This is a genomic window from Streptomyces sp. NPDC050806, from assembly GCF_055586425.1.
The window spans coordinates 169,023-190,309 of sequence record NZ_JBVJIF010000002.1; the positions used below are offsets into that span (position 1 = coordinate 169,023).

Here is a 21,287-nt window from a genome sequence, read left to right on the forward strand (position 1 = left end):
GCGTCTGCGCCCTTCCGACGTGGAAAACCATAGCAAACATTTGGGGGTGGTCGATCACGCGCTCGGCCGAGGGGCCAGCGCCCCGCACCTCGGAGGGGAACGGGCGCGGCAGCGGCGGGTGCCGGACCGGCCACTGCCGGCACGCCTGTGACCAGCGTGTGTCGGGAGGATTGCGGCCTTGGGCCCGGGCCGGGGGAGAGGGAGGATGGCAGCGGACCCCGCCGCGGTGACCGCGCGTACCGGCGCGAACCGCGGCCGTGAACCATGAGGAGGCAGCGTGAGCGAGTCCAAGCCCGCACCGGCCGCATCGAAGCCGGCCCCGGGCGTCACCGGCGAGGACGAGGTCGTCGACCTGTGCCGCGACCTGATCCGGATCGACACGAGCAATTACGGCGACCACTCGGGCCCGGGGGAACGGGCCGCCGCCGAGTACGTCGCGGAGAAGCTGGCCGAGGTCGGCCTGGAGCCGCAGATCTTCGAGTCCCACAAGGGGCGGGCCTCCACGGTGGCCCGGATCGCGGGCGAGGACCCCTCGCGCCCCGCGCTGCTGATCCACGGGCACACCGACGTCGTCCCCGCCAACGCCGTGGACTGGACGCACGACCCCTTCTCCGGCGAGATCGCCGACGGGTGCGTGTGGGGCCGCGGCGCGGTCGACATGAAGGACATGGACGCGATGACCCTGGCGGTCGTCCGCGACCGGCTGCGCTCCGGCCGCAAGCCGCCGCGCGACATCGTGCTGGCGTTCCTCGCGGACGAGGAGGCGGGCGGCGTGTACGGCGCGCGCTACCTGGTCGACAAGCACCCGCACCTCTTCGAGGGCGTGACCGAGGCCATCGGCGAGGTCGGCGGCTTCTCCTTCACCGTCAACGAGAACCTGCGGCTCTACCTCGTCGAGACCGCCCAGAAGGGCATGCACTGGATGCGGCTGACCGTGGACGGCACGGCCGGCCACGGCTCGATGACCAACAACGACAACGCGATCACCGAGCTGTGCGAGGCGGTCGGGCGGCTGGGCCGGCACAAGTTCCCGGTGCGGGTGACCAAGACCGTGAAGTCCTTCCTCGACGAGCTGTCGGACGCCCTGGGCACCGAGCTGGACCCCGAGAACATGGACGAGACGCTGGCGAAGCTCGGCGGCATCGCGAAGATCATCGGTGCGACGCTGCAGAACACCGCCGCCCCGACCCAGCTGGGCGCCGGCTACAAGGTCAACGTCATCCCGGGCCAGGCGACCGCGCACGTCGACGGCCGCTTCCTGCCCGGCCTGGAAGAGGAGTTCCTCACCGACCTGGACCGGATCCTCGGGCCGCGGGTCAAGCGCGAGGACGTGCACGCGGACAAGGCGGTGGAGACCGACTTCGACGGTGCGCTGGTGGACGCCATGCAGTCGGCGCTGAAGGCGGAGGACCCGATCGCGCGGGCCGTGCCGTACATGCTCTCCGGCGGTACGGACGCCAAGTCCTTCGACGACCTCGGCATCCGCTGCTTCGGCTTCGCGCCGCTCAAGCTGCCGCCGGAGCTGGACTTCGCGGGCATGTTCCACGGCGTGGACGAGCGCGTCCCCGTGGACGGCCTCAAGTTCGGCACGCGGGTCCTCGACCGGTTCATCGAGCAGAGCTGACGACCGGTTCATCGAGCGGGCCCGGCCCTTCGCCGTGCCGGGCCGGAGGGTCCCCGAGCGGCGACAAGGAGGTGCACGGGGCTGACGCCGACGTCCACCACGGACGTCAACTCAGGTCAGCCTTTCGTGAGCACTTAACTGAAAAGAGTGAATGCAACCATAGGCTCGTAGCTTCATTACGCCGTCCTCGTTACAGGAAATGCGACCCGAGGTTTGCGGTCGCATTGCCTACGAGGAGGAACAATGATCAAGAAGGTCGTCGCTGCTGCGGCTGCTGCTGGTGGTCTCGTGCTCGCCGGTGCGGGTCTGGCCGTTGCTGACTCGGGCGCGCAGGGTGCTGCGGTCCACTCGCCGGGTGTCCTTTCCGGCAACGTCGTTCAGGTGCCGGTCCACGTGCCGGTGAACGCCTGCGGCAACACGATCTCCGTGATCGGGCTGCTGAACCCCGCCTTCGGCAACACCTGCGTCAACAAGTGACGTTGGGCATCACCCCCAGGGGGGAGTGATCCGGTCGGCTCCGCAGCGCGTGCCATGCGCTCCGGGGCCGACCGGCTTTCGGCGGGCGGGCACCCACGACCGTCCGCCCCGGGGGGACGGAAACCCACGCTCCGTCCGCCCTTCGAAAAGCGAAATGGGGAAGGGACGACCTATGCGTAAGGTCGCGAGAAAGAGCCTGATCACTGTCGTGGCCGCGGGCGGCGCACTCGCCGTTTCGGGTGGCTACGCGCACGCCGATTCGGGTACGAGCGGCTCGGCCGCTCATTCACCGGGGGTGCTGTCGGGGAATTCGGTCCAGGTCCCCGTGGACGTCCCTGTCAACGTCTGCGGGAACACCGTGAACGTGGTCGGCCTGCTCAACCCGGCGGCGGGCAACAGCTGCGGCAACGCCTCGGGCGGTGGGCAGCACGGCCACGGCTCGGGCCCCTCCGCCGGGGCGCAGGGGGGCACGCACGACTCCCCGGGCGTCGGCTCGGGCAACAGCGTGCAGGTGTCCGTGAACGTACCGGTCAACATCTGCGGCAACAGCGTCAACGTCATCGGTGGGCTCAACCCCGCCACCGGTCAGGACTGCGGCAGCGACGGCTCCACCAAGCCGCCGGGCAACCCGGACGAGCCGGGCCCGTCCCAGCCGCCGGGCGACGACACGCCGCCCCCGCAGGAGCCGGACCACCCCGGAGAGCCGGACAACCCCGAGAACCCGGACAACCCCGGGAGCCCGGACAACCCCGGGAGCCCGGACAACCCCGGGAACCCGGATCACCCCGGGAACCCGGAGGAGCCGTCGCACCCGGGCGGCGGTGACGAGGGCGGGGACGTCCACCCGCAGACGCCGCCGAACTCGCACCACGAGATCGTCACCACACCCGCCGCCGATTCCCGGCCGGCCGGGAGCCGGCAGCTGGCGGAGACGGGTCCGGGTGCGGTCGGCGCACTGCTTCCGGCCGGTGCGGCGCTGCTCGGTGCGGGCGTGATCCTGTACCGCAAGGCTCGTACGGCGAGCGGGGTGCGCGGCTAGCAGACGGCCGGAAGAAGGAGCTGCCGCTTCCGGTCCCCTTGTGCTGCGGGGACGTCGGGCCGGCGGGGACCGTCGCAGATGAGCCGCCGAAGGACCGCGAAGGGACGATTATCGGCCGCCGCGCGTAGGGAACTGGCCTTTTTCGGTGAGACGGCAGACGGATCGAATTCCCGTCGCACTACTTCTCGAAGTGGAACAAACCGGGAGAAATATCCGCACCTTCGGGTGATGCCCCGCCTCCGGAAATCCGGGGCGGGGCAGCTTTCGGCTCTCGACCGGAGTGGCGAACGGAGTGTGACACGGATCCCTCACGGGCCCGTGTCACCAGGTCGCGCGAATCTGGCGGATGATCCGGCGGCGCAGCCGCACCTTGCGGCTGCCGTCCGGGTTCAGGCGGAGGCGGTCCAACTCCCAGTGTCCGTACTCGGCGTGGTCGGTCAGCAGGCGTGTGGCGGCCTTGCGGGAGACGCCCCGCGGCACATACACATCGCAGAATTCATATTCCGGCATCGCATCTATTGTGCGGGACCGGCCCGGGTACGGATAGCGTCTGCACTATGTCTGATGCTGCGCAGCCCTCCGCTGCCGAGGTACGTGCCGCCGCCGAGGCGGTCAAAGCCGCGCTGGACCGTCACCTCGACGCGGTCGAACGCCGCTCGGGTGAGGACGATGCCGCCGTCTACGCCGCGTTCGATCAACTGGCCGCGGCGGCCGAGGCGTACGACGAGCTGCTCTACGACACCTACGACGAGGTCACGCCCTTCGAGATCCCCGGCAGCGACGGGCTGCCCGCGTACGCGGGGCCCGAGGAGCCGAGCGCGCTCAGCGTGCTGATCCGCCGGGACTACACCGTCGTGGAGCCGCAGCGGCTGCTGTCGCAGGCGCAGCGCATCGCCGACCTCGACCCCGGGTCGGCCACGGAGCCGGGGGCCGCGCAGAGCCCGGCGAAGCCCGGCGGGAATGCAGCCTCCGCCGTCGTCGGCAGCAGCGTGCACGCGGCGCTCGGCGTGCTCTTCGGGGAGTACGAGCCGGACGAGATCGCCTCCCGGCACAAGGAGTTCGGCCTGGAGGAGGGCGATTCCACGCTCTGGGTCGCGGCGGCGGAGGAGCCTCCGGAGCCGGGCGAGTGGCTGGCCGCCCCCTTCGATCAGGCCGACCCGCAGCGCGTCGTCTGTCGCTTCGACGTCAGCTCCGTCTTCGACGAGGAGCTGGACTTTGACGACGAGGACGATCACGCAGCGCACTCGTCCGACGACCCCGACAACGACCTCCTCGACCCCGACCCCACCGAGGGCTCCGGCCGCCCCCGCAACCGCCCGGCTTCCGGAGCCCGCGGCAGCGGACCGGGGCTGGAGGCGATCGAGGCGGCCGACCGGGAACGCTGAGGGCCGGCGCGGTCGGCCGACCGGGGCGCTGGTGCGGGACGCCGGCGGTCGACCGGGGCGCTGATGCGGGGCGTGGGCGGGCCGACCGGCTGAGCGCGTGACCCGCGAAGGACCTGGGGTGTGGGGGCCCGTCCGCTGTGATGCGGGCGGGCCCCACTGCATCGGCGTCAGGACTGCATTGGCGTCAGGCCGGGGGCGCTTCCCACTGGGTCTGCTGGAGCTGGAGCAGCGTACGCAGGCGGGTCGTGCGTTCCTTGGCGGGGATCTCGGCCACCGCGCGGGGCAGCGCCTGGTCCGCGCCCTGGACCACGGACAGGTGCCGCTCGCCGCGCCCGAAGGCGGTGTAGACCCACGAGCGGGTCAGCCCGGGGGCCGCGTCGCCCGGCACCACCACGACGGCCGCCGGCCAGCGCATCCCCACCGCCTGGTGCGCGGTGAGCGCCCAGCCGTGGCGCAGCGCGCCGCTCGCCACCTGGTCGCGGGGGACGACGACGGGCGCGCCGCCGCATTCCAGCCGCAGCCCGTCCGGGTCCGCACCGGTGACCCGGCCCGGCACCGTACGGCCGGGGGCCGGGCTGTACGCCACCCGGTCGCCGGGGTCGAAGCCGCCGAACTTGCCCGGGCCGGGGTTGAGACGCTCCTTGAGCGCGGCGTTGAGGGCGCGGGTGCCGGCCGCTCCGCCGTGCCCCACGGTGATGACCTGGGTCTCCGCCGTCGGCACGCCGATCGCGCGCGGTACGGAGTCGGCGACCAGCTGGACCGTACGGTGCACCGCCTCGCCGGGGTCCCGCACCGGGACGATCACGACCTCCTTCTCCGGCGCCTCGACCTGCGCCAGTTCGCCGATGCCGATGCCCGAGACCAGCTCGCCGATGGGGCCGAAGTCGGGCGTGCGGGAGGCGATCTGCGGACAGCAGCGGGCGGCGAGCACGTCCGCGAAGAGCCGGCCGGGACCGGCGGACCAGAGCACGCCGGGGTCGCCGCTGAGCACGAGGCGTGCACCGTCGGCCAGCGACTCGATGAGCAGCGCGGCGGTCTCCAGGTCCAGCTGCGGAGCGTCCAGGACGACAAGCAGGTCCAGGGCGAGCGAGCCGTCCGCGTCCCGGCCGGGGCCTTCGCGGCCGGCGAGCAGCCCGCTGAGGGTGACGGCGGGGGAGAGCTCCGCCGCCGCGCCGGCCGGCGCCGTGGGGGCGGACGCGGGGAGGCCGGAGGCGTCGTAGTGCGCTTTGGCCTGGGTCACGAGGTCGGCGAGCCTGCGGCGGCCGTCCGCCGTGTGGGTGGCGCCGACGGCCCGCAGGCCGAGTGCGCGGGCCGCGGCGATCAGCGCGGCGGGTTCGGCGCGTGCGGCCTCGCCGCCGGTGTGCGCGACCAGGCCGCTCTGCGCCGCGGCCCGGATCAGCGTTCCGGCGGAGGACGACGGCGCGGCCGCCGCGACGGCCTCCCAGCGGACGGCCGACACCCGGACGGGACGCGGGGGGACGTCGTCGGCGGACTCGGCACCGGCCCGCTCTCCGGTACCGGTCCGCCCGTCGACACCGGTCTGCTCGTCGGCACCGGTCTGGTCTGTGGCGCCGGTCTGCTCCGCGGTGCCGGCTTCCGTGTCCGTACCGGCTTCCGAGTCCGGGCCCGCTTCCGCCTCCGTACCGGCTGGGGTGTCCGTGTCGGCTGGCGTGTTCGGGCCGGCTTCGGGGGACTCCGTGCCCTCCTCCGCGGGCGTTTCGGTCGCGTCGGCGACGGCCTCCTCGTCCGTCTCCGGGAGTGGTTCGAAGGTATTGAGCAGGCGGGAGAGGCCGTCCGCGACGCTCTCCTCGGCCATGGCGAAGCGGTCGAGGCCGAAGAGCAGCCGGACGGGCTGTTCCTCGTCGTCCTCCGCGTCCGCCGGGCGCGGCGGCGCGGACGGGTCGTCCAGGGCGTCCTGGAACACCAGCACTTCGCCCTCGGCGATCGCGGTCTGCATGGCCTCGTCCGGGTCCGGAACGGAGCGGGCGGCCAGCGCGGAGCGCAGAGCGCCCGCTTCCAGGGCGGAGTGGCCCGCCAGCGCGGCCTGCTCCAGGAGCCAGCCGATCAGGGCCTGGGCACGGCGTTCGTCGCCGGGGCCGCACTCGGGGCCGAGCAGGGCGCGGGCGAATGTGTCGGCCTGCTCGGGCCGTACACCCGCGACCGAGAGGAGTCGCCAGGGGTCCTCGCGCAGCGTCTCACCGGCCTGCTCGCCGAGTGCGCGTACGGCCTGCTCCGCGAGGGCCTCGGGCGCGCCACCGGCCGTGAGGACGTGCCGCGCCCCGGCGATGCCGGGCGCGACGGGCCCACTCGGCGCCTGCCGCGCCGCATCCCCGTACGCACCGGCCCCCTGCGGGCCGTCGGGCCGCGCCCCCTGCGGGTCGCCACCGGGCCCGTACGCACCGCCGGTGCCGCCGCTGCCGGGCCCGTTCGTGCCGCCCGCGGGGCCGCCGCCCGGGCCCGCGTGACCACCGGTTCCCGGACCGCCCGTGCCCGGACCGCCCGTACCCGGGCCTCCCGCCGGGCCGCCGCCCGCAGATCCCCCAGCGCCGGGGCCGCCCGCTCCCGGGCCACCAGCTCCCGGGCCCGCAGCCGGTCCCGACGCGTACCCGGAAGGCGACGCTGCGCCCTGCGTACCGGCCCCCTGCCCACCGGGCCCATATCCACCGGCACCACCGGGGCCCGCCGCCGGGCCTGCCGGGCCGCGTGCATCACCGGGGCCCGCCGCCGGACCGCCGCCCTGGCCGCCAGGGCGGTCCCGGCCGTCTGCGGCATTCGGTCCGCCCGGACGGCCCGCCGGACCCGCGCCCGGGGCCCCGGGAGCGGGAGTCCCCGGCGATCGCTGCGCGCCCGGTGTCCGCTGTGCGCCCGGGGCGGACGGAGCCGGCCCGCGCGGGGCCTCGTTGAAGAACGAGGCCGCCGACCGTTCGCCGCTCTCGACCGCCCGCACCGCGGCGGCCAGCGCGGCCGCGGACGCCTTGCTGCCACCCGCGCCGGCACCCGCAGCGCCGGCCTGGCCACTCGCGGCTCCGCCGCCGGCCCCCGCCGGGCCGTCCGCGCCCGCGGCGCCACTCGCGCCGTCGCCTTCCCGGGCCGCACCCGTCGAGTCACCCGAAGCGCCCGAAGCGCCGGACGAGCCGTCAGCGTCCGCCGGGCCCCCCGCTGCACCGCTCGTGCCGTCAGCGTCCGCCGGGCCCCCCGCTGCACCGCTCGTGCCGTCAGCGTCCGCCGGGCCCCCCGCTGCACCGTTCGCGCCGTCAGCGTCCGCCGGGCCACCCGTACCCGTCGCGGCCGCGGTCCCCGAGCCGTCGGCGCCCGCCGGGGCCGGCGGGTCCGGGGCCTCGGCAGGGGCGGGGGCGCCGGTGGGCTGGTCGGTGTTCACAGGGTGCTCCAGTCGTGGTCGGGGTAGCGGTGCACGGGCGCGGAGACGTCGTCCAGTGCATGCCGGATCTCGTCAGGAAGACTAAGGGTCTCCACTGACAATGCCGCCCTGAGCTGCTGCGCGGTACGAGCGCCGAGGAGCGGGGCGGTCACGCCGGGACGGTCGCGGAGCCAGCACAGGGCGACTTGGAGCGGGGTGACGGCGAGGCCGTCCGCCGCCGTGGCGACCGCGTCGACGATCCGGCCGGCCGTGTCGTCGAGGTACGGCGCGACGAAGGGCGCGAGGTGTTCGGAGGCGCCGCGCGAATCGGGCGGCGTCGCATGCCGGTACTTGCCCGTGAGGACGCCGCGGCCGAGCGGGGAAGCGGGCAGCAGGCCGACGCCGAGGTCGAGCGCGGCGGGCACCACCTCGCGCTCGATGCCGCGCTGCAGGAGGGAGTACTCCAGCTGCGCGCTCGCCAGCCGGGTGCGTACGGTCGGCGCCGCCAGCTGCCACGTGGCGGCCTTGGCGAGCTGCCAGCCGGAGAAGTTCGTGACGCCGACATAGCGGGCGCGGCCGCTCGTCACGGCCGTGTCCAGGGCTTGGAGGGTCTCCTCCATGGGGGTGTACGGATCGAAGGCGTGCACCTGCCAGAGGTCGACGTAGTCGGTGCCTAGGCGCTGCAGGGAGTCGTCGAGCGCCGCGAGGAGATGGCGCCGGGAGCCGTCGACCCGGCGGTCCGCCTCCAGCACGCTGCCGGCCTTGGTCGCGACGACCAGGTCGCCGCGGGGGATCAGGCTCTCCATGATCCGGCCCAGGAGGTACTCGGCGCCGCCGTCGGCATAGACGTCGGCGGTGTCCACGAGGGTGCCGCCCGCCTCCCAGAACGTCTTGAGCTGGTCGGCGGCGTCACGGTCGTCCGTGTCGCGCGCCCAGGTCAGCGTGCCCAGGCCGAGACGGGACACGCGCAGGCCGGTGCGGCCGAGGTGCCTTTGCTCCATGGGCCCTGAGGTTACTGGCCTGTCCCGGGCTCGCGGGGACCTGTGGACAACGCCGTGCGGCGGCCTGTGGACAACGCCCGGCACGGGGTCGGCCACGGCAGGTCTTCGGCAGGTCTTACGCCCCGTCCCGGCACCGCGTTACAGTCCCCGGAGAGCAGCATTACTGATGAGTAATTCGATGGATCCGGCGCTACCCGTAGCGCCGCCCACCGGACATCGCATATGACGGCTGATGATCGTCATCGATGAGTGAGGGGAGCCGCATGAAGCTCGGGATCAACCTCGGTTACTGGGGTGCCGGCATGGACGGGGACAACCTCGCCGTGGCGCAGGAGGCCGACCGGCTCGGGTACTCGGTCTGCTGGGCGGCGGAGGCGTACGGCTCCGACGGGCCGACCGTGCTGTCCTGGGTGGCCGCGCAGACCGAGCGGATCGACGTCGGCTCGGCGATCTTCCAGATCCCGGCCCGCGCGCCCGCCATGACGGCGATGACCGCCGCCACCCTGGACTCCCTCTCCGGCGGCCGCTTCCGGCTCGGGCTCGGCGTGTCGGGGCCGCAGGTCTCCGAGGGCTGGTACGGCGTCAAGTTCGACAAGCCGCTGGCGCGCACCCGGGAGTACGTGGAGATCGTACGGAAGGCGATGTCGCGCGAGCGGCTGTCCTATGAGGGCGAGCACTGGACGCTGCCGCTGCCCGACGGCCCCGGCAAGCCGATCAAGCTCACGGTGCACCCCGAGCGCGAGCGCATCCCGCTCTACATCGCGGCGATCGGGCCGAAGAACCTGGAGCAGACGGGTGAGATCGCCGACGGCGCGCTGCTGATCTTCCCGGCCGCCGAGCACCTCCAGGACACGGCGATCGCGCCCCTGCGCGCGGGCCGGGAGAAGGCCGGGCTGACGATGGAGGGCTTCGACGTCTGCCCGACGCTGCCGATCGCCGTCGGTGAGGACAAGGACGTGCCCACGCTCGCCGACGCCTTCCGTCCGTACACCGCGCTCTACGTGGGCGGCATGGGCAGCCGCAAGCAGAACTTCTACAACCGGCTCGCGCAGCGGATGGGCTACGAGCAGGCCGCCGCGGAGATCCAGGACAGGTACCTGGCCCGCGAGAAGGACGCAGCGGCGGCGGCCGTGCCGCACGAGCTGATCGACTCCACCACCCTGCTCGGTTCGGTGGACCGGATCGCGGACCGCATGCAGGCGTACGCGGCGGCCGGGGTGACGACGCTGACGCTGTCCCCGGCGGGCTTCACGCTGGAGGAGCGGATCGCGGCGCTGCGGGCGGGCACCGAGGCGCTGGAGCGGGCCGGCCTGGCCTGAGGGCCGCCCGACGGGCCGTACGGCGCAGGAGAACGGCCCTGGGGGCGGGGGGACGGCCCCAGGGCCGGACGACTGCGGCCGTGGTGGGGGCTCGGGGGTCTTCCCCGCCACGGCCGTCACACAGCACAACGCGCCGACGGTCGGGGGGGTTACGCCCCGCATATGTGCCCACGGTCCATCGTTCGGGGGAGTTCGAGGGGCTTCGTGTTGCCGCGGACACCGCGGCGCACTTGACTTTTCCTTTGCGGGTGTCCTGTTCGAGGTGGAGTCATGGAGGTCCGTCGATGCTCACGGCGAAAAGTCTCTTCCAAGAAATCCTGGACCACGACGAGTCCTTCCGGCTGTTCTGCTCCATCGCCGCGAGCGGCGAGACCCAGGGCGGGTGGGAGAACGGGCGGATCGCCGTACTGGTCCCGGAGAGCCAGCGGGCGATGGCCCGCAAGATCGCGCGGCACGGCGCGGACGAGGAGAAGCACGGCCGGATCTTCAACGCCCTGCTGCGGCGGCGCGGGCTCCAGGCCGTCGCTGTTCCGGCCGCCGCCGACTACACCATGCTCCTGGAGCGGCGCGGAATCGGTCTCGCGCACGAGAAGCTCCAGCGTGACGAGCCGCTGACCGAGTCGGACATCGTCACGTATCTGGCGCACAGCCGGATCACCGAGGAACGGGCCGCCGCCCAGATGGCGCTGCTCGTGAAGCACTTCGGTGACCACCCGGAGGTCGGCAAGGCGGTCCGGATGATCGCCAGGGACGAGGACAACCACCTCGCGTACTGCCACGAGGAGCTGCTCCGGCTGTCCGACGAGGGGCACGCCGAGGAGATCCGGCGGATCCTGCACGAGAGCGTGCAGGCCGAGATCGCCGTCTACCGCGACGTCAGCCTCGCGGTGATGGAGCGGATGGGCCACATCCTGCGCTGGCCGCGCGCGAAGCGGGCGGTGCTCACGGGCGGCATCCACGCCGTGTACGCCTACGAGCGGGCCTTCGGGTGGCGGCGGATGGTCACCCTGCGGATGCCCGAACGGCGGGACGCGCTGGGCGGCCCGGCCGCGGCGGCGCCGGAGTTCGCCTGACGGCCACCGGGCAGCCGCCGGAGGGGCCGCCGCGGCCCGGCCCGCCGTACGCGCGTGCCCCGCCCCCACCTCGTCCGGGCCCGGCAGCACCCCTTGGGCCCTACAGCCAGCCCCGCCGCTTGAACATCCGGTAGAGCAGCACTTCCAGGACGGCCATGACCAGCAGGCACGCGGGATAGCCGTAGGTCCACTTCAGTTCGGGCATGTGCTCGAAGTTCATGCCGTAGATGCCCGCGATCATGGTCGGTACGGCGGCCAGCGCGGCCCAGGCCGAGATCTTGCGCATGTCGTCGTTCTGCCGCACACCCATCTGGGCCAGGTGGGCGGAGAGGATGTCCGACAGCAGCCGGTCCATGCCCTCCACGGACTCGTTGGCCCGCGTGAGGTGGTCGTCCACGTCGCGGAAGAAGGGCCGCGCCTGGTCGTGCACGAACGGTACGCCCGGGTTCTGCAGCCGCGACATCGGCTCGGCCAGCGGCCCCGTGGCCCGCCGGAACTCCAGCACCTCGCGCTTGAACGCGTAGATCGTCTGCGCGGTGTTCCTGCTGCCCGCGCCGCTCTTGGCGTCCGCGCCCACCGGCGCGAAGACGTCGGCCTCCAACTCGTCCAGGTCGAGCTGGAGTTCCGCGGCCACGTCGATGTAGTGGTCGACCACCGCGTCGCTGACCGCGTACAGGACCGCCGTCGGGCCCTGCTTGAGGACCTCGGGCTCGTGTTCCAGGCGTCGGCGCACGGCGGCCAGCGGGCTGCCCTCGCCGTGCCGCACGGTCACCACGAAGCAGTCCCCGATGAAGAGCATCAGCTCGCCGGAGCTGATGCTGCTGTCCTCGTCGTCGTACTCGATCGGCTTCAGGACCATGAACAAGGAGTCGTCGTACACCTCCAGCTTCGGCCGCTGGTGGGCCTTGAGCGCGTCCTCCACGGCCAGCGGGTGCAGCCCGAACTCCTCGCTGACCTGCTCGAACTCCTCCTCGCTCGGCTCGTGCATGCCGAGCCACAGAAAGGAGTGCCCCTCCGCGCGGGCTTCGTCGAGCGCGGTGGAGTATCCCGCCGGCTTCTCGATCCGCCGGCCGTTCCGGTAGATGGCACAATCCACGATCACATGGGGCATTCTCGCTGCCTGGCCGCACTCCTGCCAGGGCGGCCTCCCGGGCGGCACGTCCTCCGCTCGTGACAGGGACGTAGGCTGGTCGCCATGCCCACGCTGATCCTCGTACGGCACGGCCGCTCCACCGCCAACAACTCCGGCGTCCTCGCGGGGCGCACGCCCGGCGTCGCCCTGGACGAGCGGGGCGCCGCACAGGCCGCCGCGCTGCCGGACAGGCTGGCCGGCGTGCCGCTCGCCGCCGCGGTCGCCAGCCCCCTGCAGCGCTGCCGCGAGACGCTGGCCCCGCTGCTGAGGGCGCGCCCGGACCTCCCGCTGCACATCGAGGACGGCATCAACGAGTGCGACTACGGCGACTGGTCGGGGCGCAAGCTCGGCGAACTGACCGACGAGCCGCTGATGACCACCGTCCAGCAGCACCCCTCCGCCGCCGGCTTCCCGGGCGGCGAGACCATGCGCACCATGCAGAACCGCGCCGTGGATGCGGTCCGGGCCTGGAACGCGCGCATCGAGGAGGAGCACGGCCCCGAAGCGGTGTACCTGATGTGCTCGCACGGCGACATCATCAAGTCGCTGGTCGCCGACGCCCTCGGCATGCACCTGGACCTCTTCCAGCGGGTGTCCGTCGAGCCCTGCTCGGTGACGGTCGTCCGCTACACGCCGCTGCGCCCGTATCTCGTGCGGCTCGGCGACACCGGGGACCTCGCCTCGCTGGCCCCGAAGGAGGACGGCTCCGGGGCCTCCGCGGAGCGCGACGCGGCGATCGGCGGTGGCGCGGGAGCATCGTGATCAGCGGGCGCAGTAGGGTGGTGCGACGGCGCTGCCCGCCACGCCACCTGTGATCCTTGTCCGTGACCACAGATCCCCGCAGTCGAGCAATCGGAGCAGGACCTTGTCCCGTCAGGTGTTCTTCTACGACGCGCCGGACCGCTTCGTGGCCGGCACGGTCGGGCTGCCTGGCCGCCGCAGCTTCTTCCTTCAGGCCACAGCGGCCGGCCGCATCACCAGCGTCGCCCTGGAGAAGACCCAGGTGGCCGCACTCGCCGAGCGCATGGACGAGCTGCTGGACGAGGTGGTGCGCCGCAGCGGTGGCAATGCCCCGGTGCCGGCCGTCGCCCCCTCGGAGATCTCCGACACCGCGCCGCTGGAGAGCCCGGTGGAGGAGGAGTTCCGCGTCGGCACCATGGCCCTGGCCTGGGACGGCGACGAGGAGCGGATGATCGTCGAGGCCCAGGCGCTGGTGGAGCTGGACGCCGACAACGACGAGGACCTCGCCGAGGCCGAGGAGCGGCTGCTCCAGGACGACGAGAACGGCCCCCCGATGCTCCGCGTCCGGCTCACCGGCACCATGGCCCGCGCCTTCGCCAAGCGGGCCCTGGAAGTCGTGAACGCCGGCCGCCCGCCGTGCCCGCTGTGCAGCCTGCCGCTCGACCCGGAGGGACACGTATGTCCGCGCCAGAACGGATACCGGCGGGACGCCTGACGCCCGCCGAGCTCGAGAAGCACCTCGAGCACGGCGAGCTCACCGTCCTCGGCCGGGTCCGTGAGGCGTCCAACGCCGTCCTGTACTGCTCCGTCACGTACCGGGACCGGACCGGCCACTGCGTGTACAAGCCGGTCGCCGGGGAGCGCCCGCTGTGGGACTTCCCCGACGGCACGCTCGCCCAGCGCGAGGTCGCCGCGTACGAGATCTCCCGTGCCACGGGCTGGGACCTCGTCCCGCCCACGGTGCTGCGCGACGGCCCGTACGGGCAGGGCATGGTCCAGGAGTGGGTGGACCCCTCCGACGAGGGCGACAGCCCCGAGCTGCTGGCGCTGGTCGAGACCGAGGAGCCCGGGCCCGGCTGGAAGGCCGTCGGCTTCGCGCAGGTCGGTGAGGGGCGTACCGCCCTCCTCGTGCACGCCGACGATCCGCGGCTGCGCCGGCTCGCCGTCCTGGACGCGGTGATCAACAACGGCGACCGCAAGGGCGGCCACCTGCTGCCCACCGCGGACGGCCGGGTCCTCGCCATCGACCACGGTGTGACCTTCCACGTCGAGGACCGGCTGCGCACCCTCCTGTGGGGCTGGGCCGGCGAGCCGCTGACCGAGGAGGCCGTCGCGGTGCTGGAGCGGCTGGCCGCGGAGACCGCGGACGGGGAGCCGCTCGCCGCCCGACTGGCCGAATGTCTCACCGCCGACGAGATCGCCGCACTGCGCGAGCGGATCGCCGGAATGCTGGATTCCGGCGTCCATCCGCAGCCCGGCGGCGAGTGGCCCGCGATTCCCTGGCCCCCGGTGTGACCTGTACGGCCCGGTGATGCACAGCCGGGCCGAAGGTGCAAGAGCGCCTATCAGGCCAAGACCCACACTCCGGTTCGTATCCGGAAGCTGCGTCCGGTTACGCTCATGTCATGCATGCATGGCCCGCTTCTGAGGTCCCCGCCCTGCCCGGTCAGGGCCGCGACCTGAGGATCCACGACACCGCGACCGGCGGACGGGTAACACTCGCCCCCGGTCCCGTCGCCCGTCTCTATGTCTGCGGCATCACGCCGTACGACGCGACCCACATGGGGCACGCGGCGACCTACAACGCGTTCGACCTCGTGCAGCGCGTGTGGCTCGACACGAAGCGACAGGTCCACTACGTGCAGAACGTCACCGACGTCGACGATCCGCTCCTGGAGCGGGCCGTGGCCACCGGCGACGACTGGACCGCGCTCGCCGAGCGTGAGACCGCCCTCTTCCGCGAGGACATGACCGCCCTGCGGATGCTCCCCCCGAAGGACTACATCGGCGCCGTCGAGGCCATACCGGGCATCGTGCCGCTGGTGGAGCGCCTCCGTGACGCGGGCGCCGCGTACGACCTGGACGGCGACGTCTACTTCTCCGTCGAGTCCGACCCGCACTTCGGCGAGGTCTCGAACCTCGACGCCGAGGCGATGCGGCTGCTGTCCGCCGAGCGCGGCGGCGACCCGGAGCGCCAGGGCAAGAAGAACCCCCTGGACCCGATGCTCTGGATGGCGGCCCGCGACGGCGAGCCCAGCTGGGACGGCGGCTCGCTCGGCCGGGGCCGCCCCGGCTGGCACATCGAGTGCGTCGCCATCGCCCTGGACCACCTGGGCATGGGCTTCGACGTGCAGGGCGGCGGGTCCGACCTGGCCTTCCCGCACCACGAGATGGGCGCCTCGCACGCCCAGGCGCTGACCGGTGAGCACCCCTTCGCCAAGGCGTACGTGCACGCCGGGATGGTCGCCCTGGACGGCGAGAAGATGTCCAAGTCCAAGGGCAACCTCGTCTTCGTCTCCAAGGTGCGGCGGGACGGCACCGACCCGGCCGCGATCCGGCTCGCCCTGCTGGCCCACCACTACCGCGCCGACTGGGAGTGGACCGACCAGGTCCTGCAGGACGCCGTGGACCGGCTCGCCCGCTGGCGCGCCGCGGTCTCCCGGCCCGACGGCCCGTCCGCCGAGGCGCTCCTGGAGGAGATGCGGGAGGCGCTCGCCGACGACCTGGACTCGCCGGCCGCGCTCGCCGCGGTCGACCGCTGGGCCGAGCGGCAGCAGGCGGCGGGCGGCACCGACGAGGGCGCGCCGGGCCTGGTGTCCCGGGCCGTGGACGCGCTGCTCGGCGTGGCGCTGTGACCCGCTGACCCGGCAGACGTAACGGGGCGCTTCCTCCGAGGAGGAAGCGCCCCGCTGGTTTTCCGGTACCCGGGTCACCGGTCAGCCGGTGACCCGGTGTGCGCCCGGTCCGCCGGTCAGAACTTGCGGATCTGGATGCTGCGCAGGATGTGCGGGGTCTGCTGCTCCCAGACACCGATGACCTGGAAGCCGCTGCGGAAGGCGTCGGCGACCTGGTCGAAGGTGGTGTCGTTGGGGTTGTTCAGCACGCGGATCTCGTTCTCGATGCGCAGGAAGATCGCGCGGGGGTGACCCGGGATCGGCTGCGGAACGGCGACGAAGCCGTTCGCCTGGCCGGCCCGCAGCTGCTGCTGCTGGACCTGCTGCACGACCTGCTGCACGGCCTGCTGAGTGACCTGCTGCAGGTGCTGCAGAACCTGGTGCTCCTGCTGCTGCGACTGGCCCATCTGCTGCCCGAACTGCTGCAGCAGGCCCTGGAAGGGCTGCTGCTGGCCGAGCTGCTGGAGCTGCTCCAGCATCCCGCCCTGCTGCTGGGGCTGCATCTGCCCGAACGGCTGCTGCTGCTGGCCGAACGGCTGCTGCTGCCCGTACTGCTGCTGGCCGTAGGGCTGCTGGCCGTACTGCTGGCCCATGCCCTGCTGACCGAACGGGGAGGTGCTGGGCTGCTGCTGGCCGAGCTGACCGAGCTGCGCGAGCGGGTTCATCTGAGTGGTCATTGCTACCTTTCCCTGACTTGTTGGTGTGCTTCAGCCGGTGACGACCAGCTCGTCAGCCTGTGATGACCAGACCCACGACCTCGTCGTCGGAGTACCACACACGTACGTCGGGCCGTCCCCCCGCGAAGGCGGAGTGCACCGCCTGGCGCACCTCGGGCGCCGGCCGGTTCAGGTTCCGCCACGCGCCGGCCACGAACAGCCGGAGCCGCGGGGGGAGTTCTCGGGGGTACGGGAGCAACTCGTCCCAGTACCGCTCGGCCTGGCCGGAGCCGACCGAGGTGGGCACCAGGTGCGTTACCGCCGCCCTGATGTCGGGCCGGTTGCCGATCCGTTGGGAGGCCGGCCGGCCCGGTGCGTCCTGCTGCGGGGACCCGGTGTTCCGCAGCACGTCACGTGCCTGCTCGGGACCCATCGGCTCCAGGCCCGCGGCCTTGAGCATGCCCTGGAGCGACGCCACGGCGCCGACCACGACGGGGGATGCCGATGAGGTGCCCGAGAAGCTGTCGGTGTACCAGGCGATCTCCTCGGTGCCGCCCTGGAGGTCGCCGGGCCGGTCCCAGAAGCCGCCGGTCGTGGTGACCTCGCGGCCCCAGCCCTGGGCGTCCAGCCGGTTGCCGTAGTTGGAGAACCCCAGCCGGGAACGGTCCGGGCCGTGATCGCGGCCGTGGGTACCGGGCGGCGGGGCGCCGGCCCCGACGAAGATCGCGCCGGACGCCTGGTTGGAGGGGTTGAAGGGGTTGCGCCACCACTCCGGGAAGCGGTCGGGGCGGCGCTCGTAGAGTGCGTCGTCCAGGCTCTCCGCGCCGTTGCCGGCGGCCTCCACCACGACGACGCCCTTCGCCGTCGCCCAGCGGATCGCGGCGAAGTCGTCCGGCCACCACTCCAGCGCGATGTAGCCGCGCTGGTCGTCGCGGTGCTCGTAGTCGAACCGGGGGCCCGGCCGGTGCAGTTCGACCAGCAGGATGTCCCCGCGGGAGAGCCGCTCGGCCGCCGCGTGGATCGCGGCCGCCGAACCGATGCCCTGGATCGAGGCGGCGGCGGTCACCGCGCCGGGCGCGACGCCCACCACACCCTTGTCGTTGCGGTCGCCCCCGATGACGCCGAGGACGGCCGTACCGTGGTTGCGCCAGGCCAGGTCCTGGTACGGCGTGCCGACGACGACGCCGGCGAGCCGCTCGGACAGGTCCTCGTGGCCCAGCTGCCAGGCACCCTCGACGTCGATGATGGTGACGCCCTCGCCGTCGCCGCCCTGCCGCTGCCAGGCCCACACGGCGTTCACGCCCTCGGGCGCTGCGCCGAGATGGCCCTGACGGCCCGTGAAGTCGGGGGTCGGGGCCGCGCCCTCCTTCCGGCCCTGGTTCTCCTCCGGACCGCGCGCCGCCGAGCCGGCGGGCACGGCACCCGGCTTGAGGTACGCCGTCTCGATCTCCGGGAGGGCGGAGAGCCGGGCGGTCAGTTCGACGGCCCGGTTCTCGCCGCCCCGCACCCGGTAGAAGAGGGTGAGGTCCGGGAGCGTACCGGTGCCCGCTGCGGGCTCCTGGGGCATGGCCGCCCGGATCCGGTCCTCGTTGCCGAACAGCGGCTCGAAGGTGAGCTGCTGGTCACTGAGGAACATCTCCAGCGCGGAGATGTCCGCGCCCGAGGCCGACCGCACGCCGCCCGCGCCGGCGCGGAGCCGGGGCTCGGCCCGCGCGACGACGATCAGCTCCGGTTCGGCTCCTTGGTAGGTGAATCCCGCTCCGTCGGGTCCGGGGCCCGCCATACCGGGGCCCGTACCGGGAGGTGCCTGATCGGTCATCGCTGGGACCGCTCCCTTCGGGGTGCTGCTCCGTGCCCTGCCCTGCCGCTCGTCGGCTGCGCACCCGGTACACGCCGCTACGTGCAACAGCGGTGTGTACCGGATGTTGCGGCGCTGTGTCGCCGGGGCTCCGGGGCGTCACCCTGCTACCTCCGTCCGCCTTCGTCCAGCGGGTGAGGGCCCCTGTGTTTGGGATCCGGCCGAAGTGGGAACCGTGGGCAAATCGGCCGGAAACCTATGACACTCCGTCAAGCGGTCAAACACTACGGAGACGTACGCGGGGCGCTGGGACGGAAGTGCCCGCTGACCACCTCTTCGGGGGCGGGAACGACGAAGCGGGGCGGTGCAAATGCACCGCCCCGCTCCGTTCCGGTCAGTCCTCCGAGGAATCGGGATCCGCGGAGTCCGGCGGATCCGCCGGCGCCGCCGGGTCCGTGCCCCCGGAGCCCTCCGTGTCCGTACTCCCGGGCCCCTTCGGGGCCGTGCCCGCGGAGCCCTTCGTGTCCGCGTCCTCGGAGGCCTCGGCCGCCTCCGGTCCGGCGTCCTGCTCCTCGCCCTGCTCCTGGTCCGGCTTGCCCTGCTGCTTCGCGGGACCGTCCTCCGTGCGGGCCGGGCCCTGGCCGCTCTCCGGCTTCGGCGGCCTGGGCGGCCGGGTCCGTCCGCTGGTCGAGTCCCGCAGGTAGGAGCCGTCGCGGCTGTCGGCGAGCCCGCCGTCGGTGGCCAGGCCGGGCCCGGCCTGCGGGTCCCGCCGCCGCAGATAGCGCTCGAATTCGCGCGCGATGGCCTCGCCCGACGCCTCCGGCAGCTCGGCGGTGTCCCGGGCCTCCTCCAGCGACTGGACGTACTCGGCGACCTCGCTGTCCTCGGCCGCGAGCTGGTCCACGCCCAGCTGCCACGCCCGCGCGTCCTCGCTGAGCTCGCCCAGCGGGATGCGCAGGTCCAGCAGGTCCTCCAGGCGGTTCAGCAGGGCCAGCGTCGCCTTGGGGTTCGGCGGCTGCGAGACGTAGTGCGGCACGGCCGCCCACAGGCTCACCGCGGGCACCCCGGCGTGCGTGCAGGCCTCCTGGAGGATGCCGACGATGCCCGTCGGGCCCTCGTACTTGCTCTCCTCCAGGTCCATCGTGCGCGCCAGGTCGGGGTCGGAGGTGACGCCGCTGACGGGGACCGGGCGGGTGTGCGGGGTGTCGCCGAGCAGCGCGCCCAGCACGACGAGCATCTCCACGCCCAGCTCGTGCGCGAAGCCCAGGATCTCGTTGCAGAAGGACCGCCAGCGCATGCTGGGCTCGATGCCCCGCACCAGCACCAGGTCGCGCGGCTTGTCGCCGCCCACCCGGACCACGGAGAGCCGGGTCGTCGGCCACGTGATCTTGCGTACGCCGTCCTCCAGGAAGACGGTGGGGCGGTTGACCTGGAAGTCGTAGTAGTCCTCGGCGTCCAGCGCGGCGAAGACCTCGCCCTTCCACTCCCGGTCCAGGTGCGCGACCGCGGCGGAGGCGGCGTCGCCGGCGTCGTTCCAGCCTTCGAACGCGGCCACCATGACCGGGTCGATCAGCTCGGGCACCCCCTCCAGCTCGATCACCCAACGCCTCCTTCCGGCCGGTGGGCCCTTCTTCGGCGGCCACCGGTTGCTGTTCCCGATCCGTGCGCCCCCAGCCTACGGCGTCCGTGGTACCCGAACGCAGCCCCTCTGCACTAACGAGTGCTCATTCATCCGATCTGTTCCTGTCAACCACCAGCCGTTTGACCGGCGAGGACGGGGCGGCGAGGCCATACATCGGAGCGCGGCACAGATCGGATGTCCCTCCGTGCCACCGCCGGGCTCCGGCCGCCGCGCGGGCCCGTCGGCAGCCGCCGGCCGCCCGGCACGACGGCCGGTTTCCACGGCTCGCCGGCCGCCGCCGGAACGGCCCGCCGGCCTCACCCGGAAGCGGCTGTCACAGTGACGCCCGCAGCCACTGCTCCACGCTGGCGATGTGCACGGTGGCCCAGGCGCGGGCGGCCTCCGCGTCGCGGGCCCGCAGCGCGCCGACGATGGCCCGGTGCTCGGTGAGGGTGCGGGTCACCGCGTCCTTCTGGGTCAGCCCGCGCCAGATACGGGCGCGGGTGGTGGGCCCGGAGAGGCCGTCCAGCAGCGAGCAGAGCACCGAGTTGCCGGAGGCGGCCACGATGCTGCGGTGGAACTCCAGATCGCAGGCGACCAGGTCCTCCACCGGTGGTGCCGTGCCGAGCGCGTCCAGTTGGGCGTCCAGCGCGTCGAGCTGCTCGGGCGTGATCCGGGCCGTGGCCATCGCGGTGGCGGCGGGCTCCAGGATGCGGCGGACGGCGAGGAACTCCAGGACGGTGTCGTCGCGGTGGAAGTCCACGACGAAGCTCATCGCCTCCAGCAGCAGCTGGGGATCCAGGCTCGTGACGTACGTGCCGTCGCCCTGCCGGACGTCCAGGATGCGGATCAGCGCCAGGGCGCGGACGGCCTCGCGCAGGGAGTTGCGGGACAGGCCCAGTTCGGCGGCGAGTTCGCTCTCCTTGGGCAGCCGGTCGCCGGGGCGCAGCGCGCCGGAGACGATCATGCCCTTGATCTTCTCGATGGCCTCGTCCGTGACCGCCATGGCCGACCTCCCCGCTCGGAACGCCTGAAAGCCCGAAAACTGCCGTCAGACATCGGATGTCTGATGGGAGGCCATTATGCCCGCGGGAACGCGTCGGGGCGGGACCCGGTACCCGGAATCCCGCCCCGTCCTCGCCGGCGGACCGCCACCGCCGGGCGGTGCC

General features: G+C 73.1%; 18 protein-coding genes. 10 read left to right on the forward strand and 8 right to left on the reverse strand.

What is annotated here, in order from left to right:
- Window positions 1-277 precede the first annotated feature (277 nt).
- From ACZ6WH_RS06210 to ACZ6WH_RS06220, 3 genes are all read left to right on the forward strand, one after another.
- On the forward strand, window positions 278-1,624 hold the full coding sequence (locus ACZ6WH_RS06210; RefSeq protein ID WP_432852213.1) for a M20/M25/M40 family metallo-hydrolase: 1,347 nt from the start codon (window positions 278-280) through the stop codon (window positions 1,622-1,624).
- Between the two features lie 243 nt (window positions 1,625-1,867).
- Window positions 1,868-2,101, forward strand: a complete 234-nt coding sequence (gene chpH, locus ACZ6WH_RS06215; RefSeq protein ID WP_052867476.1) for a chaplin ChpH — start codon at window positions 1,868-1,870, stop codon at window positions 2,099-2,101.
- Window positions 2,102-2,273: 172 nt separating this feature from the next.
- Window positions 2,274-3,140, forward strand: coding sequence for a chaplin (locus ACZ6WH_RS06220; RefSeq protein WP_469726466.1), 867 nt, complete (start codon window positions 2,274-2,276; stop codon window positions 3,138-3,140).
- Window positions 3,141-3,461: 321 nt separating this feature from the next.
- On the opposite strand, the gene ACZ6WH_RS06225 is transcribed toward ACZ6WH_RS06220, so the two are convergent.
- Complete coding sequence (locus ACZ6WH_RS06225; RefSeq protein WP_030252120.1) at window positions 3,462-3,650, reverse strand: DUF5703 family protein; 189 nt, start codon at window positions 3,648-3,650, stop codon at window positions 3,462-3,464.
- A gap of 47 nt (window positions 3,651-3,697) precedes the next feature.
- Here ACZ6WH_RS06225 and ACZ6WH_RS06230 point away from each other — a divergent pair, with 47 nt between their 5' ends.
- Entirely contained in the window at window positions 3,698-4,525 is an 828-nt protein-coding gene (locus ACZ6WH_RS06230; RefSeq protein WP_469726468.1) for a hypothetical protein, read from the forward strand.
- 184 nt (window positions 4,526-4,709) lie between these two features.
- Here ACZ6WH_RS06230 and ACZ6WH_RS06235 read toward each other — a convergent pair whose 3' ends face one another.
- Together ACZ6WH_RS06235 and ACZ6WH_RS06240 are read right to left on the reverse strand one after the other, a co-directional pair.
- On the reverse strand, window positions 4,710-7,904 hold the full coding sequence (locus ACZ6WH_RS06235) for a helix-hairpin-helix domain-containing protein (RefSeq protein WP_469726469.1): 3,195 nt from the start codon (window positions 7,902-7,904) through the stop codon (window positions 4,710-4,712).
- Window positions 7,901-8,884, reverse strand: coding sequence for an aldo/keto reductase (locus tag ACZ6WH_RS06240; RefSeq protein WP_469726471.1), 984 nt, complete (start codon window positions 8,882-8,884; stop codon window positions 7,901-7,903). The genes ACZ6WH_RS06235 and ACZ6WH_RS06240 overlap by 4 nt, the downstream gene beginning before the upstream one ends.
- Before the next feature lie 263 nt (window positions 8,885-9,147).
- Between ACZ6WH_RS06240 and ACZ6WH_RS06245 the strand changes: the two genes are divergently transcribed.
- Window positions 9,148-10,203, forward strand: coding sequence for an LLM class F420-dependent oxidoreductase (locus tag ACZ6WH_RS06245; RefSeq protein WP_469726473.1), 1,056 nt, complete (start codon window positions 9,148-9,150; stop codon window positions 10,201-10,203).
- 284 nt (window positions 10,204-10,487) lie between these two features.
- A complete protein-coding gene (locus tag ACZ6WH_RS06250; RefSeq protein WP_469726474.1) occupies window positions 10,488-11,276 on the forward strand; it encodes a ferritin-like domain-containing protein in 789 nt (262 codons plus the stop codon).
- Window positions 11,277-11,376: 100 nt separating this feature from the next.
- Here the strand turns inward: ACZ6WH_RS06250 and corA are convergent, their stop codons facing one another.
- Window positions 11,377-12,387, reverse strand: a complete 1,011-nt coding sequence (corA, locus tag ACZ6WH_RS06255) for a magnesium/cobalt transporter CorA (RefSeq protein ID WP_469726476.1) — start codon at window positions 12,385-12,387, stop codon at window positions 11,377-11,379.
- A gap of 84 nt (window positions 12,388-12,471) precedes the next feature.
- Between corA and ACZ6WH_RS06260 the strand changes: the two genes are divergently transcribed.
- From ACZ6WH_RS06260 to mshC, 4 genes are all read left to right on the forward strand, one after another.
- Entirely contained in the window at window positions 12,472-13,170 is a 699-nt protein-coding gene (locus ACZ6WH_RS06260; RefSeq protein ID WP_469726477.1) for a histidine phosphatase family protein, read from the forward strand.
- Between the two features lie 103 nt (window positions 13,171-13,273).
- The gene (locus tag ACZ6WH_RS06265) at window positions 13,274-13,864 is read left to right on the forward strand and encodes a DUF3090 domain-containing protein (RefSeq protein ID WP_432852189.1); all 591 of its coding nucleotides are present in this window, start codon (window positions 13,274-13,276) and stop codon (window positions 13,862-13,864) included.
- Window positions 13,828-14,664, forward strand: coding sequence for an SCO1664 family protein (locus ACZ6WH_RS06270; protein ID WP_469726479.1), 837 nt, complete (start codon window positions 13,828-13,830; stop codon window positions 14,662-14,664). The genes ACZ6WH_RS06265 and ACZ6WH_RS06270 overlap by 37 nt, the downstream gene beginning before the upstream one ends.
- Before the next feature lie 110 nt (window positions 14,665-14,774).
- Window positions 14,775-16,004, forward strand: coding sequence for a cysteine--1-D-myo-inosityl 2-amino-2-deoxy-alpha-D-glucopyranoside ligase (mshC, locus tag ACZ6WH_RS06275; protein ID WP_469726481.1), 1,230 nt, complete (start codon window positions 14,775-14,777; stop codon window positions 16,002-16,004).
- A 116-nt stretch (window positions 16,005-16,120) separates the two neighbouring features.
- On the opposite strand, the gene ACZ6WH_RS06280 is transcribed toward mshC, so the two are convergent.
- From ACZ6WH_RS06280 to ACZ6WH_RS06295, 4 genes are all read right to left on the reverse strand, one after another.
- Window positions 16,121-16,720, reverse strand: a complete 600-nt coding sequence (locus ACZ6WH_RS06280; RefSeq protein ID WP_469726483.1) for a hypothetical protein — start codon at window positions 16,718-16,720, stop codon at window positions 16,121-16,123.
- 52 nt (window positions 16,721-16,772) lie between these two features.
- The gene (locus tag ACZ6WH_RS06285) at window positions 16,773-18,518 is read right to left on the reverse strand and encodes a S8 family peptidase (RefSeq protein WP_469726484.1); all 1,746 of its coding nucleotides are present in this window, start codon (window positions 18,516-18,518) and stop codon (window positions 16,773-16,775) included.
- A gap of 373 nt (window positions 18,519-18,891) precedes the next feature.
- On the reverse strand, window positions 18,892-20,097 hold the full coding sequence (locus tag ACZ6WH_RS06290) for a PAC2 family protein (protein WP_469726485.1): 1,206 nt from the start codon (window positions 20,095-20,097) through the stop codon (window positions 18,892-18,894).
- A 355-nt stretch (window positions 20,098-20,452) separates the two neighbouring features.
- The gene (locus ACZ6WH_RS06295) at window positions 20,453-21,124 is read right to left on the reverse strand and encodes a FadR/GntR family transcriptional regulator (protein WP_361563578.1); all 672 of its coding nucleotides are present in this window, start codon (window positions 21,122-21,124) and stop codon (window positions 20,453-20,455) included.
- Window positions 21,125-21,287: the final 163 nt, after the last annotated feature.

Excerpts from the sequence above, each read along its gene's own strand:
- ACZ6WH_RS06270 (WP_469726479.1), top strand. The coding sequence starts at position 13,828 with ATGTCCGCGCCAGAACGGATACCGGCGGGACGCCTGACGCCCGCCGAG.
- ACZ6WH_RS06250 (WP_469726474.1), top strand. The coding sequence starts at position 10,488 with ATGCTCACGGCGAAAAGTCTCTTCCAAGAAATCCTGGACCACGACGAG.
- ACZ6WH_RS06295 (WP_361563578.1), bottom strand. The coding sequence starts at position 21,124 with ATGGCGGTCACGGACGAGGCCATCGAGAAGATCAAGGGCATGATCGTC.
- ACZ6WH_RS06285 (WP_469726484.1), bottom strand. The coding sequence starts at position 18,518 with ATGACCGATCAGGCACCTCCCGGTACGGGCCCCGGTATGGCGGGCCCC.
- mshC (WP_469726481.1), top strand. The coding sequence starts at position 14,775 with ATGCATGCATGGCCCGCTTCTGAGGTCCCCGCCCTGCCCGGTCAGGGC.
- corA (WP_469726476.1), bottom strand. The coding sequence starts at position 12,387 with ATGCCCCATGTGATCGTGGATTGTGCCATCTACCGGAACGGCCGGCGG.
- chpH (WP_052867476.1), top strand. The coding sequence starts at position 1,868 with ATGATCAAGAAGGTCGTCGCTGCTGCGGCTGCTGCTGGTGGTCTCGTG.
- ACZ6WH_RS06225 (WP_030252120.1), bottom strand. The coding sequence starts at position 3,650 with ATGCCGGAATATGAATTCTGCGATGTGTATGTGCCGCGGGGCGTCTCC.
- ACZ6WH_RS06230 (WP_469726468.1), top strand. The coding sequence starts at position 3,698 with ATGTCTGATGCTGCGCAGCCCTCCGCTGCCGAGGTACGTGCCGCCGCC.
- ACZ6WH_RS06280 (WP_469726483.1), bottom strand. The coding sequence starts at position 16,720 with ATGACCACTCAGATGAACCCGCTCGCGCAGCTCGGTCAGCTCGGCCAG.
- ACZ6WH_RS06220 (WP_469726466.1), top strand. The coding sequence starts at position 2,274 with ATGCGTAAGGTCGCGAGAAAGAGCCTGATCACTGTCGTGGCCGCGGGC.
- ACZ6WH_RS06245 (WP_469726473.1), top strand. The coding sequence starts at position 9,148 with ATGAAGCTCGGGATCAACCTCGGTTACTGGGGTGCCGGCATGGACGGG.
- ACZ6WH_RS06240 (WP_469726471.1), bottom strand. The coding sequence starts at position 8,884 with ATGGAGCAAAGGCACCTCGGCCGCACCGGCCTGCGCGTGTCCCGTCTC.
- ACZ6WH_RS06260 (WP_469726477.1), top strand. The coding sequence starts at position 12,472 with ATGCCCACGCTGATCCTCGTACGGCACGGCCGCTCCACCGCCAACAAC.